The organism is Sinomonas sp. G460-2, from assembly GCF_047759905.1.
Classification (GTDB): domain Bacteria; phylum Actinomycetota; class Actinomycetes; order Actinomycetales; family Micrococcaceae; genus Sinomonas.
In genome coordinates this window covers 1-15398 of record NZ_JBKZWT010000067.1, presented here as the reverse complement: position 1 = coordinate 15398, position 15398 = coordinate 1, and the positions used below count along the sequence as shown (strand labels likewise).

The window sequence follows — 15398 nt, the reverse complement described above, 5'->3', positions numbered from 1 at the left end:
GCGCGGGCGGTGTCGCCGCTCACGAGCGCGTTGCCGCCGAGGTAGACGGTCGCCGTCCCGTCGGGCTCGTCGCGCACAGTTCCGCCCGCGAGGGACGCGATCGTCTGCGTGAGCCGGTTCCGCGCGTCGATGAGCTCATTCGCGGAGCCACCCGCGGCGAGGGCGGACCGGATGCTCTTGTTGAGTGACGCGACCTGGCGCGCCGCGCTGTTGAGGGACCCGACCATGCCCTGCGCGTCGGAGCGTGTGGCCGACCACTGATCGCTGAGCGCCGCGTAACCACCGGAGATTTTCGCAGCGAGTTGGCTCGCGCTCTGGAGGAGGGCGGCCGCCGGGGCCGCCTCGCCAGGCTGGTTCGCGACGTCTTGCCACGCCGCCCAGAAGGACTGAAGCTGGGCGGCGACGCCGTTGCTCCCCGGTTCTTGGAGGGTCGCCTCGATGCCTTGGTAGGCCGCGGACCTCTGCGCGGTGTAGCCAGCGGACGACGCCGTGCTGCGCACCGAGGCGTCGAGCAGCGCGTTACCGAGGCGCTCGATTCGATCCACGGAGACGCCTTGGCCCACGCGCGGGCCCGTGGCCGCGAGGCCTTCCTGCGCCACCGGACCCAGGGCGGACTGGTCGATGCGCTGGCGGGTGTATCCGTCGGTGCCGACGTTGTCGATGTTCTGCCCGGCCAGATCCATGGCCTGCTGGGCGGCGGAGAGTCCGCGATAGGCCGTGTTGAGGGCTCCGAAGGTGCTCACGTAGGCCTTCCTCAGAGGTCCCGGTCGAAGAGGCGCCCGCCGTCGAGGCGTGCAGCGCGTCCGCGGGAATCGTAGGTCTTGGCGCTGGACTGCGTCTCGGCGAGCGTCTCCTGCGTGGAACGCGAAGCGGCGCGGAGGAACTGTGCGTTCGCGTCGCGCAGCTGGCGGATGAGGGCCGCCTGCTCCGACATGGCTTTGAGATGTGCCGAGAGGATCTCCGCCCACGGCCCGTCCGGGGCGGCGGCGGCGAGGTCCCTCAACGTCGACTCTTCCGGGAGCCCCCATTCATGGGCGACGGCGGCGGCCGTCACCGCGCGCGCAAGCCCCGCGGAGGACAAGCGCTCAAGCACCTGCTCGACCTCACGCGTCGCGTGCGAGAGCCAGCGCGTCTTGCCGGCGGTCAGGAGCAGTTGCTCCTCCTCCAGCTTGAACGTCAGCAGATCCAGCAACTCGCGCTCGTGCCAGAGCTGGGCCGACAAGTCGTGGATCGCCATTCCTTGGCCAACTCCTCATCCATGAGGCCAACAGGGTCGGACGAGACGCGGGTGCGCGCCTTGTGACCTGAACTATCGGCACGCGCGGCGGGCTGATTAGCGCGGGGTGGTTGGCGAGGCTGATTGGCGCGGCAGGGTGTGGGGGCAGCCGAGCTGGGTGTGGGGGCAGCCGAGCTGGGCTGGGCTGGGCGGGGTGATTGGCGGGGCGGGGTGATTGGCGCGCCCGCCGATGGGCGCGGGGGTGATCAGAACGGCGGGGGTTGGGGGTTGGGCGGTGGGGTGTTTAGGGGGTCGGGCGGCGCAGTGCTCAGGGGGCCCGGCGGCGGGGTGTTTTGCGGATAGGGCGGTGGGGGGTCCTGGGGAGGAGTGAGGGGGCGGACGGGTTGCAACTCGTCGTTGGGCTCGGTGGTGTGGGTGCGGCCGAGGGGTGAGCGCCAGATGAGGTGGCCGTGGCCGGAATCGTCGGTGTCGGTGTCGGTGTCGGTGCCAGTGCCGGTGGGAGGTTGGGTGTTGGTGTTCACGTGCGTGTAGGTCCACGCGCCGATGGACTTGAGGGCGTGGTGTTTGCGGCATAGCAGGGCCAAGTTCCCTGGATCGGTGCCGCCGCCGTGTTGCCATTCGATGGTGTGGTCAGGTTCGCATCCCCGGACTGGGTGGGTGCAGCCTGGGAAGGCGCAGCCTCCATCGCGATGGGCGAGGTAGCGGCGCAGGGCTTGGGGCGGGCGATACGCGGTGCGCCCGACTCCGAGCGCCCGGCCAGTGACGGGATCCGTGAAGAGCCGGAACCAGGTGGGGGCGAGGGCGGCGAGGCGCCGCGCCGTGGCCGCGTCGATGGGCCCGTAGCCTTCCAGCTCGGCCGAGGCGAGCATCCCGGCGTCGATTGCGGCGTTGGCGGCGTTCCCCGTGTTCCCGGCGTTGGCAGCGTTCCCGCTGCCTGCGGCTTGGTGGGCGCCCGCTGTGCCCGCGGCTTGGTCGGCGCCGAGGGCAAGCCCGATGGGGATGGTGACGACAATCTCGGGGCGGAACGGAAGAGCTCCGGTTCCCTCGCCTGAGTGCGCGTCCCGGCCGTCGCCCAGGCCGTTGCCCAAGCCGTCGCTCGAGGCTCCGGGACTGCCGAGGAAACGCTCGACGAGGGCGTCGGCCCGCAGCTCGTTTAGGGTGCGCTCCTCCGCGGCTCGGGTGATGGCGGGAGACACGACTGAGGGGTCCGATGCGGAGCTGAGCGCTGCGGGGTAGGGCAGCGCGGCACCGTTCGCAGCGGGGAAATTCGGCGCGGCGTTGTTCGGTGCGGCGTTCGGAACAGCGTGGTTCGGCTCTGCGTGGTTCGGAACAGCGTGGTTCGGCTCTGCGTAGTTCGGAACAGCGTGAGATTTCGCGGCTCGGGCGGCTCGGTCCAGGCCCGTGTAGATGGCGAGGCCAGCCTCGGCGGGTAGGTGGGCGGTGAGGGTGCACATCCCGTCGGGGTCGGGTGCGAACCAGACCCCACGCTCGCGGCGGGCGGCTTTCGTTCGGGCTTCGAGGGGCTCGGGGTGCATCTTCTCGCGGAGCTTGCGCAGGCACGCGCGCAGCTCGCTCGGGGTTCGGCGCCGACCAGTGCGGGTCGAGAGGCGTTGGAGGGCGGCACGGGAGAACTTCTCCGCACACTCGGCGGGAACGGTGCGCGAGGCATCGAGGATGACCCGCAGATGAGCGGGGGAGACCTGGCCGTCTTCGAGGGCTTCGAGGACCTCCCATTGGGATCCGCCCAGGGCTGCGAGGTCGGCGGCGTCGTGGAGCAGGCGTGCCGCCGCGTTCTCGGAGACAGCGCACGCTGTGGCGACCTCGGCGACGGCTAAAGCATGGGTCTCTTCGCCCCCGAGCCGCTCGGGCTGTTCTTCGCGGCGGCCGTGCCATTCCTCGCCCATCGCCTGCTCGACGCGAGCCAAGGCGCGCAGTTTCATGGCGGTGGCCCAGCCGATGAGCCGGTCAGCGGCCTCGGCCATCTCCAGCGCCCCAGAGGCGGTGAGGTATGAGGCCAGGGGCAGGGTCACGGTTCCGTTCAGGAGCGAGTCCTCCTGATCGGTGAACCAGGCGTCGAGGATCCACTCGTCGGGCTCCGCCGCGAATCGCTTCTGGTCCATGCCTTGCTCCCCCTTTCAAGACACCTCCAGCCTATGGAGACCCACCGACAAAATAGGCCGGCCGCCTGAGGGGCCCGCTTCGCCTGACGGGTCCGCTTCGCCCGACGGGCCCGCTTCGCCTGACGGGTCCCCGTCTCGTGCCGGGCGCTTCGGGCTCCGGACCGTAATCCTCGTATCCCCTCGTGTCAGTGGTCAGGCCGATCGTCTCAGTGGTGCTTCCCGTCCGTAGCATATGTGTCTATTTGGGGGACGTTCTGGGGGAGGCGTTTGTGCGCGAGGAGAAGGCAAACCGGCGGAAATTCCGCCCGGCGACGGTGTGGGGGAGGCTCGCCGCGTTCGTCACGGTCAGTGCCCTGTGCGGGGTGCTCGTCGCCGGGCTCTTGGTGCCCGCCGTCGTCGTGATGGGGAGCGCAGCGCAGGGCACGTCGAAGCTGTTCGCGAGGTTCCCGAGCGAGCTCACGGTGACGCCTCCCGGGCAGGTGACCAAGATCGTCGCCGCGGATGGCTCCCACCTCGCCTCCGTGTTCGATGAGAACCGGGTCGCTGTGCCGCTCGAGAAGATGTCGCCGAACATCAGGAACGCGATCGTCGCCGTCGAGGACTACCGCTTCTATGAGCACGGCGGGGTGGACACGACCGGCATCCTGCGGGCAGTCATCTCCAACCTCCGCGGGGGGCGACAGGGCGGTTCGACCATCACGCAGCAGTACGTGGCCAACGTCATCAACGATCACCTCATGGCCGAGGGGCGGCATGAGGAGGTGGTGCTCAACGGCCAGCAGAAGCAGCTGAGCCACAAACTTCGAGAGATGAAGCTCGCCATCGCCCTGGAGAGGCAGTTCACGAAAGACCAGATCCTCGAGGGCTATCTCAATATCGTGTTCTTCAACCGGAACGCGTACGGGATCCAGGCCGCGAGCCAGTACTTCTTCTCCGTGGACGCGAAGGATCTCACGCTGCCGCAGGCGGCAACGCTCGCGGGGCTCGTGAACGGGCCGGCGCTGTTCGATCCTGTGGCGCGTCCCGAACATTCGCTCAAGCGACGCAACTTGGTGCTCGGCGCGATGCTCGAGCACGGATACATCACGGAGCAGCAGCACAACGACGCCGTGAAGACCCCCATGGGGGCGAAGCTCAACCCGCCCAAGCAGGGCTGCGCGTACGCGGCCCATGCCCAGTATTCTGCGACTTCGTGCTCAACCAGGTGCTCAGCGATCCGGCCTTCGGCGACACCGCTGACGGCAGGGCAAACAAGGTCATGCGCGGCGGCCTGACAATCACGACGACGCTCGACACGCGCCTCCAGGCCGCGGCGCAGGAGCAGGTCGACGCGACGGTAGGGCCAAACCCCGACAAGTGGGGCGCCTCGCTCGTGACGGTCCAGCCGGGCACAGGCAACGTCCTCGCGATGGCCCAGAACTCGCGCAAGCTCAGGGATCAAGGCGCGGGACTCGTGACGAGCTACAACTTCAACGTCGACGCCGCGGACGCGAGCGGCAACGATCTGGGCGGGGCTGGTGGGTTCCAGCCGGGATCGACGATGAAGCCCGTGACGCTCGCCGCATGGCTCGGAGAGGGCAGGCCGACGAACCAGACCGTTGACGCCTCTCGCCGCGTCTACCCCCTCAACCACCCGTGGCGGAGCACCTGCGGGCGGGTCATGGGCGCGTATAACGACAGCGAGCTGAGCCTTGGCGCGGCGCGGAGCCTCCAGAACGACGAGCCCAACTGGTACCGCCGGATGTCCGTGCGCGAGGGCGTCTACCAGTCGATCAACACGGCCACTTTTGCCTCCGCTGCCGGGCTCAGCGACTTCTGCAACATCCAGCGTGCCGCCGACGCACTGAGGCTTCACCGGGGCGAGGGCAAGGACGCCAAGCTCGATCTCGCGACGCTCGGCAACCTGCTGGGCGGCGAGAACGTCGCGCCGCTCACCATGGCCAGCGCGTTCGCGACGTTCGCGAGCAACGGCACCTACTGCGCGCCAGTCTCGATTCGCGAGGTGACCGACGCGCAGGGACGCAAGATCAGCGGCCAGACGCCGGACTGCCAAACCGGGGCGATCAATCCTGAGGTCGCGAAGGCCGTCACGAATGTCCTGGAGGACGTCCTGACGAAGGGATCGGGCGCCAATATCAAGGACAGTACGGGCTCGACGATCAAGCTCGGCGTCCCGGCCGCCGCGAAGACGGGCACCAACCAGTACAACAGCCAGACGTGGGTGGTCGGCTACACGCGCGGGCTCGCGACCGCCTCCTTCTTCGGCGAGGCGCTCAACGACCCGAGCGCGCGGATCGGGCGAGACGTGTGGGTCAACGGGCGGCACTACGCGAGCGTCGACGGCGCCTTAATCGCCGGCCCGCAATGGGCGTACTACATGCAGAAGGCTGCGCGACTGTACGACGGCGGCGGCTTCGACGCGCCTCCGCGGCACCTGATCACGGGGTAGGGGAGGCGGCATGAGCGTTCGAGATTAGCGGTCGAGATTAACGGTCGAGCCAGACCTGCCGATAGTGAGCGTCGAGGGCCCACGGATGGGCCCGAGGCAACACCCACTTCTCACTCACGGAGGATTCACGATGGCTCTGACCGTCAACACCAACCTTTCGGCCATGCAGGCCTACCTCAACCTCAGCAAGACGTCCAACGACATGTCGATCTCGATGGGCAAGCTCTCGAGCGGCCTTCGGATCAACACCGCCGCCGACGACGCGGCCGGCCTCTCCATCTCGGAAGGCCTCAAGTCCCAGGTCAACGGCTTCAACATCGCCGCCCGTAATGGTCAGGATGGCATCAGCCTGGTCCAGACCGCCGACGGCGCGCTCGGCGAGGTCCACTCGGTCCTCCAGCGCATGCGCGATCTTGCGGTCCAGGCCGGCAACGACTCGAACAACGCCGCGTCGCGTGCGGCCATCTCGTCGGAAGCCACGAACCTCGTGAGCGAGCTCGGCCGCATCTCCGGTGCGACGAACTTCAACGGGATCAAGCTCCTCAACGGCTCCGCGACCAACCTGAACTTCCAGATTGGTTCGGACGGCAGCGCGAACAGCCAGATCGGCCTCAACCTCGCGAACGCCAACGTCAGCAGCATCGCCTCCGCCCTGGGCGTGGGCAACACGGGTGCCACGTTTGCCCTGACCGACGCGAGCGCGGCGACCGTGGCCGGCGCGCAGAAGTTCACGGTGACCGACGGCACCACGACGAGCGCCGTGACCGTCACGCTGGGTGCGGCGGGCACGTACAAGTCGGCCTCGGACGTGGCCAACGCGCTCAACGCCGATGCCGGCTTCGCCGGCAAGATGGTGGCGACCGTGGTGCGGGACTCCACTGGTGCGGCCACAGGGCTCAACATCAAGGCCATTTCGGGTGGCAAGGTCGACGCGACGGTCGCTCCTGGTACGGGCTTCGCGGCAGGCGCGGCCGGCGCGACTGGCGGCCTCGACTTCACGTCGGCCTCCGGCGCGCAGGCATCGATCTCGCTCATCGACACGCAGATCGCCTACGTTTCGAGTGCCCGCGCGACACTCGGTGCCGCCCAGAACCGGCTCACCCACGCGATCAACATCGCGAACATCTCGTCGCAGAACCTCTCGGCGGCCAACTCCCACATCACGGACACGGACATGGCCTCCGAGATGGTCAACTACACGAAGGACAGCATCCTCTCGCAGGCCGGCACGGCGATGCTCGCCCAGGCCAACCAGTCCAGCCAGGGCATCCTCAAGCTCCTCGGCTAACACGGGCTCCGGCAACGGAACCACCGCCGCCGGCGGCCAAGGGGCACCGACCCTCTGGCCGCCGTCGGCCTCTCCCCACACCGGCAAGCGCCGGGGGTAAGGACCGGTGGCACGCACCGGGGGCAAGCACCCGGGGGCAAGCACCGATGGCAAGCCCTGACGGGCAAGCGGTACGCGACGCGACTCAAGGAGCACGCACGTGGCTATCTCGATCAATGGGCTCGGCAGCGGGCTCGACCTCACCTCGATCATCAATTCGCTCATGGCCGTCGAGGCCCTGCCGCAGCAGCAGCTCAAGCAGACCCAGGCGGACGATCAGAGCATGATCAGCGTCCTCCAGACGCTCAACGGCAAGGCGTCCGCGCTGAGCGGCCTCGCGAGCAAGGCCTCGGCGCCGGGCGCGCTCAACCTCTTCACGACGACGACGAGCAACACCGCGGTGACCGCGACGGCGGGGCCCACGGCCACGGCGGGCACGTTCAGCCTCACGTTCAACCGGCTGGCCCAGACCCAGGTCGACGTCACGTCGGCGATGGGCACGTGGCCCACCGACACCACCGGTGCGCCCTCCGCTCTGACCCTCGTCGACGCGACGGGCAAGCAGACGCAGATCACCCCGGCGAGCACATCGCTCGACGATGTGGTGAGTGCGATCAACGCCTCCGGCGGTCCCGCCAAGGCCCTCAAGGTCGCCGCAGGCACCGACGCGAGCGGCAACCCGCTCTACCGGCTCCAGCTGACCGCGACACAGTCCGGCGCGGCCGGCGCCTTCAAGGTCTACCAGGGCACGGGCGCCCAGGTGACCGGCGGCACGGCGACGGATCTCATGGCCCAGCCGGGAGCCGCGATCGTCACCGCCGCCCAGGACGCCTCGGCGACCCTCTACGCGGGGACGGCCGCGGCGCAGACCATCACGTCGTCGACGAACACGTTCACCAACATCGTTCCGGGAGTCAACGTCACCGCCGCGAGCGGTGCGGTGGGCGGCAGCGTGACGATCACGGTGGGCGCTGACAACGCGGGCGTCACGAAGCAGGCCAACGATCTCGTCGCCGCCGTCAACGACCTCCTGAGCAACATCTCCGACAACACCAAGGTCACCACGACGATCAACTCGACCGGCGGGTCGTCGGCCGCAGGTGGCCTGTTCACGGGGGATTCGACCGTGGGCAGCATCTCCGACTCGATCACGAACGCCCTGTACCTCCCGACGAGCAGCGGGCACTCGCCCTCGGAATTCGGGATCAGCATCCAGCAGGACGGCAGCTTCACGTTCGACTCGGCCAAGTTTGGCGCCGCCCTCGCAGCGGATCCCGCGGGGACGGAGTCGGCGCTCCAGGAGATCGCGGGTCGCGTCGCGACGGCCGCGAAGAACGCCTCCGACCCCGTCACGGGATCGGTCACGGCGCTCATCGCGGGCCGGCAGTCCGAGGTGTCCGACCTCGCGAGCCAGATCAGCGACTGGGACACGCGCCTCGCCGACCGCAAGGCGGCGCTCACGGCGCTCTACAACGCCATGGACACGTCCCTCGGGGCGCTCAAGTCGCAGCAGTCGTGGCTCACGAGCCAGATCGCGGGGCTCCCGGGCGCCCCCTCGTCGCAGTCCTCGTCCTCGAGCTCGAAGTAAGGGAGAGCCACCCGTGACCATACAAATAGCCCGTGCGCGCGAGCAGTACAACCGCGACGCGATCCTCTCCGCGAGCCCTGCCCGGCTCCTCACGATGCTGTACGACCGCCTTCTGCTCGACCTGCGCCGCGCCGAGATCGCGCAGAACGCCGCGAACTGGCCGTCCGCGAGCGAGAACCTCCTGCACGCGCAGGACATCGTCGCCGAGCTCACGGCCACCCTCAGGCCAGACGGATGGGACGGCGCCGACGGCCTGCGCGCCATCTACGAGTACGTGCGCGTGGCACTCGTCAACGCGAACATCCACCGCGACGTGGCCCGCACGCGCGAGGCGATCGGCCTCCTCGAGCCGCTCCAGGAGGCGTGGCACGCGGCCGCAGGTGCCGCGGTTGTCTGAGACGTGGGACGAAGTGCTCGGCCGGCTCGTCGCGGACCTCGACGACGCTGAGCGACGTCTCGACGCGCAGCTGGCTCCCGCCGTCGAACGTTGGACCCCGCCCGGCGACCTCGGGCCGCTTCCCGAGCGCCTCCTCGAGCGCGCTGTCGCGGTGCTGAGCCGGCAGGGCGATCTCACCGCGCGCTTCGAGGAGGCGCGGACGACGGCGGGGCGTCACCTCGCTGCCTTGGACGCCATCCCAGCCCGTCGCCAGGGCGCGGCCCTGTATCTCGACGTCACGGGGTAGGCCGGATTCCGCCGGCTGGAGTGTCCGCCGGATATTAAAAACCCGTAAATCCGGGTGTCCGCCCGCGCGGCCGGTGTTACGGTCGCCTCGACTGGGGTGATCAGCACGCCGAGTCGGGAGGGCTTCTCATGACAGCCTTGAGTCAACCACGGGTGACATCCGGCTCCTTCAGGAGCTGGCTGCTCCACGATCTGCATCAGACCCAGGCGCTCCATCAGGGGCCCCACGCCGTCCCGCGCCCCAACGAGCGGAAGCACTCGTGGTGGCAGGTGATGTGCCTGACTGGCGTGGACCTCTTCTCATCACTCGGCTACGCGCCCGCGATTGCCGCGGTCGCGGCTGGCGTGCTGTCGCCGCTGGCCACGATACTGCTCGTCATCGTCATGCTCTGCGGGGCGCTTCCCGTGTACCGGAGGGTTTCGGTCGAGAGCCACAGCGGCTCGGGCTCGATCGCGATGCTCGAACGGCTCCTCTCGCGCTGGGGCGGCAAGTTCTTCGTGCTGGCCTTGATCGGCTTCGCGGCAACGGACTTCGTCATCACGATGACTCTCTCCGCCGCGGACGCCGCCGCGCACCTCATCGCGAATCCGCTCATGCCCGGCTGGCTGCAGGGCCAGAACGTCGCCGTCACCCTGGTGCTGCTCGCCCTGCTGGGGGCGGTGTTCCTGCGCGGATTCAGGGAGGCGATCGGCGTCGCCGTGGTGCTCGTCGGCATCTATCTGGGCCTCAATGCCATCCTCGTGGTCGTGACGCTGGGCCAACTGCTGTCCCACCCGATCCAGGTCTCGGACTGGTGGCACGCGGCGGTGACCTCGCAGGGGAACCCGCTCCTCATGATCGCGGTTGCCCTCCTGGTGTTCCCCAAGCTCGCCCTTGGAATGTCGGGCTTCGAGACCGGGGTGGCCGTCATGCCGCAGATCCGGGGCGACGCGAGTGACACCGAGGAGAATCCGACCGGTCGCATCCGGGGCACGAAGCGCCTGCTGACGGGGGCGGCGGTCATCATGAGCGCCTTCCTCCTCACCACGAGCTTCACGACCGTGATCCTCATACCCCAGCAGGACTTCCAGCCGGGAGGACCGGCGGACGGCCGCGCCCTGGCCCTGCAGGCCCACGAGTATCTGGGCGTGGGCTTCGGCACCGTCTACGACCTCAGCACGATCGCCATCCTCTGGTTCGCGGGTGCGTCCGCGATGGCCGGGCTCCTGAACCTCGTGCCGCGCTATCTGCCGCGGTACGGGATGGCCCCGCAGTGGACCAAGGCGATGCGGCCACTCGTGCTCGTGTTCACCGCGATCGGGTTCCTCGTCACGCTCATCTTCTCGGCGAACGTCGACGCGCAGGGCGGTGCGTACGCGACCGGCGTGCTCGTGCTCATGACGTCCGCGGCCGTGGCCGTGACCCTGTCGGCGCGGCGCAGGCGGCAGGGCAGGCTCGTGGTCGGATTCGGGATCATCGCCGTGGCCTTCGTCTACACGACGCTGACGAACATGGTCGAGCGCCCGGAAGGCCTCGAGATCGCGGCCATCTTCATCGCGGCGATCGTGGTCGTCTCGCTCGTCTCACGGGCCAAGCGCTCGTTTGAGCTGCACGCCACGAGCATCCAGTTCGACGAGAAGGCGCGCGGTTTCCTCGATTCGCGGGACGCGCGGGCCCTCCACGTCATCGCCCATGAGCCGGTGGAGCTCTCAAGCGAGGCCTACCTCCATAAGCTCGAATCCATCCGGGAGACGAGCCATCTCGCGGCCGATGAGAACGTCGTGTTCCTCGAGGTGTTCCTCGACGACTCCTCGGACTTCGAAACGGCCCTCGAGGTCCACGGGCTGCTGCGCCACGGCTACCGCGTGCTTGAGGTGCACGGGCCCGTGATCCCCAACACGATCGCGTCCGTGCTGCTGCACATCCGCGACGTCTCGGGGCTCATGCCGCACGTCTACTTCCGGTGGACCGAGGGCAATCCGGTGCGGAACCTGCTGCGCTTCATGTTCTTCGGAGAGGGGGAGATCGCCCCCGTGACGCGCGAGGTGCTCCGCCAGGCCGTCCCGGAGGTCACGCAGCGCCCCTGGGTCCACGTCGGCTAGCGCTGCGTCTAACGCGCCGCCGCGCACTGCCGATAGTTGCCCCTGAGCACGGACTGCTCGCAAGAACCTGGCCACGGATCGGCCAGCCACTCCCGACCCAGGCAGGACTGTGTGCTCGATTCCGTGACCTCTGCCGCGCTCACGAGCGCGCTCAACGGACTGTCGCTTCGCCAGCAGGCCATCGCGGACAACATCGCGAACGTCAACACCCCGGGCTACCACGCGAAGCGGGTCCAGTTCGAGTCGGCGCTCGCCTCCTCGGTCGCGGCCGGGCACGGAAGCGTCGCCGCGACGACGGCGGTCTCGCAGGAGCCCACGCGCACCGACGGCAACAACGTGAACCTCGACACCGAGACGCTTTCGAACGTCGACACCGTGTTGCGGTACCAGTTCGCGTCGCAGGCGATCAACGCCGAGTTCACGGGCGTGCGCGCGGCGATGAGGACGGCATGACGTTCGACGCCATCGGCATCGCCGGCACCGCGCTTACGGTGCATCGCAAGTGGCTTGACGCCATCTCGGACAACCTCGCGAACGTCAACACGGCCGCGCCTACGAGCGGGCCCGCGTTCCAGGCCCGGTACATCGAGGTGCAGGCCGGCCCGGGGACTTCGGGCGTCTACGTCAGCGGGACGCCGCAGGGCGACGCGACGGGTCGGCTCGCCTACCAGCCGGACAGCCCGCTCGCGGACAAGGACGGCTACGTCCGGTACCCGGACATCGACCTCAACGAGCAGATGGGCGCGCTCATCATGGCCCAGCGCGGCTATCAGGCCAACGCGCAGGTCGTGGACCGCGCGCGCGACATCTACGAAGCGGCCCTCCAGATCGGGAAGTCCTCATGAGCCTTGCAGCCCTCGGCCCGATCGGCGCCGTGGTCGCCGGCGTTGCCGCCCCGGCGTCGTCGTCCGTCTCGCCAGCGGCACGGACGACGGCGGCGGGCGCCCAAGCGTCCAGCGGCGACTTCGGTGCGAGCCTCGCGGGCGCCGTCGACAATCTCCAGCAGCTCCAGTCGACGTCGAACCAGCTCGCCGTCCAGGCCGTGACGGGCAACCTCGATGACATCCACAACGCCACGATCGCGGCGACCCGCGCCCAGGTGACGCTCGAGCTCGCCTCGACCGTGCGCAACAAGGCCGTCGACGCGTTCAACGAGATCATGAGGATGCAGGGCTGATGCCGCCGTTCGTCACCGCGCTCGGGAGGCGCTTCGCCGCGACGGTCAAGGGCTTCACCGTGGGCCAGCGCACGGTCGCGATCATCGGCCTCGCGGTCCTTGTGCTCGGCGGCGTCGCGCTCGCCTCGTGGCTCATGAAGCCGAGCTACGCGCCGCTCTTCACGGGGCTCCAAGGGGCGGACGCGAGCGCCGTGGTGCAGCAGCTCGGCAAGGACAACGTGCCGTACCAGCTGTCCGACGGCGGCTCGACCGTGCTTGTCCCGCAGGAGAAGGTCTACGACGAGCGGCTCAAGGCCGCGGCGGCGGGCCTCCCGGCGGCGCCCGCGACCGGCTACTCGCTCCTCGACAAGATGGGCGTGACGTCCTCGGAGTTCCAGCAGAACGTCACCTACAAGCGGGCCATCGAGGGCGAGCTCGGCACGACGATCTCCCACCTCGACGGCGTCAAGACCGCGACGGTCCAGCTCGCGATCCCCGCGCAGACCGTCTTCACGTCGCAGCAGGCGGACCCCACTGCATCTGTCTTCGTGCAGACGCTGCCGGGCCAGACGCTCTCGAGCGACAAGGTGGACGCGATCGTCCACCTGACCTCCGCCGCGGTCCAGGGGCTCAAGCCGGCCAACGTCTCGGTGGTGGACTCGCAGGGCAACGTGCTCTCCGCCGTCGGCTCCGGAGGGGCGGGCGGCAGCGGGAATGGCTCGAAGCAGGCCGCGGACTATCAGCAGCGCACCCAAGCCGCGGTCCAGGCCGTCCTCGACCGGGTCCTCGGGCCCGGCAACGCGACGGTCGCTGTGATCCCCGAGGTGGACCAACAGTCCGCGCAGCAGAAGTCGGAGACGTTCTCGAGCAACAAGGACACGGCCCCGCTGAGCCAGTCGAGCAAGACGGAGAAATACGCGGGGACGGGTGGCGCGGGAGCCTCGGGCGTCCTCGGGCCGGACAACATCGCGGTGCCTTCGGGGACGAGCACGGGCGGCGCGGGCGGCGCGGGCTCGGCCGGCAACGGCAACTACGACTCGACCACCAACACGCAGGACAACGCCGTCAACAAGGTCACGGAGGACCGCACGATCCCCGCCGGAGCGCTTAAGCGGCAATCGGTGTCCGTCGCGATCAACCAGTCCGCGGCGAACGGGCTCAACATCCAGAATCTCAACGCGCTCGTCTCCGCCGCGGCGGGCATCAACGCGTCGCGCGGCGACGTCCTCTCGATGCAGGTGGTGCCATTCAGCACCTCTGCGGCGGACCAGGCCAGGGCAGCGCTCGCGCAGCAGCAGGCGGACGACGCCACGAAGGCCCAGGCGCAGCTGTGGACCAACGTCATGTGGGCGGGCATCGCGCTGCTCGTGATCCTCGTCGCCGCGGTGCTCCTGTGGGTCCGCTCGCGCCGCATGGCGGTCCGCGAGCCGCTCGATCTCGGCGGAGACATCGTGTTCGACGACGTCGACGCGCCGGCGATCCTCGAGGCCCCGGCGACCGTCGCGCTCCCCGCGGCAGAGCCCCTCCCGGCCCTGCCGGATCCGGGCGCCGAGGTGCTCGACGCCGAGCGACGCCGCGCGCAGGTGGATCGCCTCGGCGCGATCGAGCCGCAGAAGACCGCGGAGTTCCTGCGGGGCCTCATGGACGAGAGGCAGAGCGTATGACGCCGGCGGACCTCTTCACCGGGACGCAGAAGGTCGCGATCGTGCTCATGCAGATGAGCCCGGAGAACGCGGCGAAGGTCATGGGGCACTTCAGCGAGTCCGAGGCGGAAGACATCGCCGCGGAGATCGTCCGGCTCAGCCGCGTCGACGCGACGGTGTCGGAACACGTCATCGCGGAGTTCCACGAGATCGCGGTCGCGGGCCGGCGGACCACGCGCGGCGGGCGCGACCTCGCGGTGGGCCTCCTCGAATCGTCGTTCGGCGCGGACCGCGCCGCGGGGGTCATGGATCGGCTCGCGTCCACCATGGCCGGCAAGTCGTTCGAGTTCCTCGACAGCGTGGACCCGTCCCAGCTCCTCACGCTCCTCGACGGCGAGCTCCCCGAGACGATCGCGCTCGTGCTCGCGCACCTGCGGCCGGACAAGGCCTCGGAAGTCATGGCGGGCCTCGGCGGCGCCCAGGCCATCGACGTGGCGCACGCCCTCGCGACGATGGGCTCCGCGACGCCCGAGGCCGTGAGCATCGTCGCGGAGAGCCTCAAGTCCCGCACCGGCGCCGCCCTCGGACCGGGCCGCAGGCAGGTCGAGGTGATCGGCGGCGTGCAGCCGCTCGTGGACATCATCAACCGCTCCGACATCTCGACGGAGCGGGCGGTTCTCGACGGCCTCCACGAGCGCGATCCCGAGCTCGCCGAGGAGGTGCGCTCGAAGATGCTCACGTTTGCGGACATCGTCAAGCTCGAGCGCCGCGACATCCAGCAGATCCTGCGCGGCGTCGACGCGGGCGTCCTGGCTCGCGCCATGAAGGGCGCCGCCCCGCCCGTGCTCGACGCGATCAACAACAACGTCTCGGACCGCAACCGCGAGATCCTCCAGTCCGAGATCTCGGCCGTGGGCCCGGTCCGCGCCTCCGAGGTGCAGGAGGCGCGCGCCTCGATCGTCCGGGCTATCCGCGAGCTCGAGGCGAGCGGCGCGATCACCGTGCGCCGCGGCGAGGAGGACGATCTTGTCTACTGAGACAGCACCTCGTGAAGCCTCCACCCGGCCCGTGGTCTACCCCACGCTCAACCCGTCAGGAGAGGCCGAGGGCTTCA

15 protein-coding genes are annotated in these 15398 nt (G+C 69.3%); 12 read left to right on the top strand and 3 right to left on the bottom strand.

The window, feature by feature from the left end; genetic code table 11:
* From flgK to ACLN58_RS09070, 3 genes are all read right to left on the bottom strand, one after another.
* On the bottom strand, nt 1–743 hold a 743-nt coding region (flgK, locus tag ACLN58_RS09080; RefSeq protein ID WP_415854932.1), incomplete at its 3' end, for a flagellar hook-associated protein FlgK.
* An 11-nt stretch (nt 744–754) separates the two neighbouring features.
* A complete protein-coding gene (locus ACLN58_RS09075) occupies nt 755–1237 on the bottom strand; it encodes a flagellar protein FlgN (RefSeq protein WP_415854931.1) in 483 nt (160 codons plus the stop codon).
* A gap of 245 nt (nt 1238–1482) precedes the next feature.
* Nucleotides 1483–3357 carry a DUF222 domain-containing protein gene (locus ACLN58_RS09070; protein WP_415854930.1) on the bottom strand — a complete coding sequence of 625 codons (1875 nt, stop codon included), beginning with the start codon at nt 3355–3357 and terminating at the stop codon, nt 1483–1485.
* A 269-nt stretch (nt 3358–3626) separates the two neighbouring features.
* On the opposite strand from ACLN58_RS09070, the gene ACLN58_RS09065 reads away from it, so the two are divergent.
* From ACLN58_RS09065 to fliG, 12 genes are all read left to right on the top strand, one after another.
* Nucleotides 3627–4631 (top strand): transglycosylase domain-containing protein, encoded by a 1005-nt coding sequence (locus ACLN58_RS09065; protein WP_415854929.1) that lies wholly within the window; start codon nt 3627–3629, stop codon nt 4629–4631.
* The gene (locus ACLN58_RS09060) at nt 4550–5806 is read left to right on the top strand and encodes a penicillin-binding transpeptidase domain-containing protein (protein ID WP_415854928.1); all 1257 of its coding nucleotides are present in this window, start codon (nt 4550–4552) and stop codon (nt 5804–5806) included. Before ACLN58_RS09065 ends, ACLN58_RS09060 begins: the two co-directional genes overlap by 82 nt.
* A gap of 130 nt (nt 5807–5936) precedes the next feature.
* Entirely contained in the window at nt 5937–7094 is a 1158-nt protein-coding gene (locus tag ACLN58_RS09055) for a flagellin (protein ID WP_415854927.1), read from the top strand.
* Between the two features lie 199 nt (nt 7095–7293).
* Nucleotides 7294–8721 carry a flagellar filament capping protein FliD gene (gene fliD, locus ACLN58_RS09050; protein WP_415854926.1) on the top strand — a complete coding sequence of 476 codons (1428 nt, stop codon included), beginning with the start codon at nt 7294–7296 and terminating at the stop codon, nt 8719–8721.
* 13 nt (nt 8722–8734) lie between these two features.
* Entirely contained in the window at nt 8735–9118 is a 384-nt protein-coding gene (fliS, locus tag ACLN58_RS09045; protein WP_415854925.1) for a flagellar export chaperone FliS, read from the top strand.
* Nucleotides 9111–9404, top strand: a complete 294-nt coding sequence (locus ACLN58_RS09040; protein ID WP_415854924.1) for a hypothetical protein — start codon at nt 9111–9113, stop codon at nt 9402–9404. Before fliS ends, ACLN58_RS09040 begins: the two co-directional genes overlap by 8 nt.
* A gap of 128 nt (nt 9405–9532) precedes the next feature.
* The gene (locus tag ACLN58_RS09035; RefSeq protein ID WP_415854923.1) at nt 9533–11485 is read left to right on the top strand and encodes an amino acid transporter; all 1953 of its coding nucleotides are present in this window, start codon (nt 9533–9535) and stop codon (nt 11483–11485) included.
* A 111-nt stretch (nt 11486–11596) separates the two neighbouring features.
* Entirely contained in the window at nt 11597–11938 is a 342-nt protein-coding gene (locus tag ACLN58_RS09030; RefSeq protein ID WP_415854922.1) for a flagellar basal body rod protein FlgB, read from the top strand.
* Complete coding sequence (locus ACLN58_RS09025) at nt 11935–12330, top strand: flagellar basal body rod protein FlgC (protein ID WP_415854921.1); 396 nt, start codon at nt 11935–11937, stop codon at nt 12328–12330. Before ACLN58_RS09030 ends, ACLN58_RS09025 begins: the two co-directional genes overlap by 4 nt.
* The gene (fliE, locus tag ACLN58_RS09020; RefSeq protein WP_415854920.1) at nt 12327–12662 is read left to right on the top strand and encodes a flagellar hook-basal body complex protein FliE; all 336 of its coding nucleotides are present in this window, start codon (nt 12327–12329) and stop codon (nt 12660–12662) included. The genes ACLN58_RS09025 and fliE overlap by 4 nt, the downstream gene beginning before the upstream one ends.
* Nucleotides 12662–14305, top strand: coding sequence for a flagellar basal-body MS-ring/collar protein FliF (fliF, locus tag ACLN58_RS09015; RefSeq protein ID WP_415854919.1), 1644 nt, complete (start codon nt 12662–12664; stop codon nt 14303–14305). The genes fliE and fliF overlap by 1 nt, the downstream gene beginning before the upstream one ends.
* Nucleotides 14302–15321 (top strand): flagellar motor switch protein FliG, encoded by a 1020-nt coding sequence (gene fliG, locus ACLN58_RS09010; protein ID WP_415854918.1) that lies wholly within the window; start codon nt 14302–14304, stop codon nt 15319–15321. The genes fliF and fliG overlap by 4 nt, the downstream gene beginning before the upstream one ends.
* Nucleotides 15322–15398 lie beyond the last annotated feature (77 nt).

What these genes read in the sequence shown, in the direction of transcription:
- ACLN58_RS09075 (WP_415854931.1), bottom strand. Translation starts at nt 1,237, where the DNA reads ATGGCGATCCACGACTTGTCGGCCCAGCTCTGGCACGAGCGCGAGTTG.
- fliF (WP_415854919.1), top strand. Translation starts at nt 12,662, where the DNA reads ATGCCGCCGTTCGTCACCGCGCTCGGGAGGCGCTTCGCCGCGACGGTC.
- fliE (WP_415854920.1), top strand. Translation starts at nt 12,327, where the DNA reads ATGAGCCTTGCAGCCCTCGGCCCGATCGGCGCCGTGGTCGCCGGCGTT.
- ACLN58_RS09055 (WP_415854927.1), top strand. Translation starts at nt 5,937, where the DNA reads ATGGCTCTGACCGTCAACACCAACCTTTCGGCCATGCAGGCCTACCTC.
- fliG (WP_415854918.1), top strand. Translation starts at nt 14,302, where the DNA reads ATGACGCCGGCGGACCTCTTCACCGGGACGCAGAAGGTCGCGATCGTG.
- ACLN58_RS09070 (WP_415854930.1), bottom strand. Translation starts at nt 3,357, where the DNA reads ATGGACCAGAAGCGATTCGCGGCGGAGCCCGACGAGTGGATCCTCGAC.
- ACLN58_RS09035 (WP_415854923.1), top strand. Translation starts at nt 9,533, where the DNA reads ATGACAGCCTTGAGTCAACCACGGGTGACATCCGGCTCCTTCAGGAGC.
- ACLN58_RS09025 (WP_415854921.1), top strand. Translation starts at nt 11,935, where the DNA reads ATGACGTTCGACGCCATCGGCATCGCCGGCACCGCGCTTACGGTGCAT.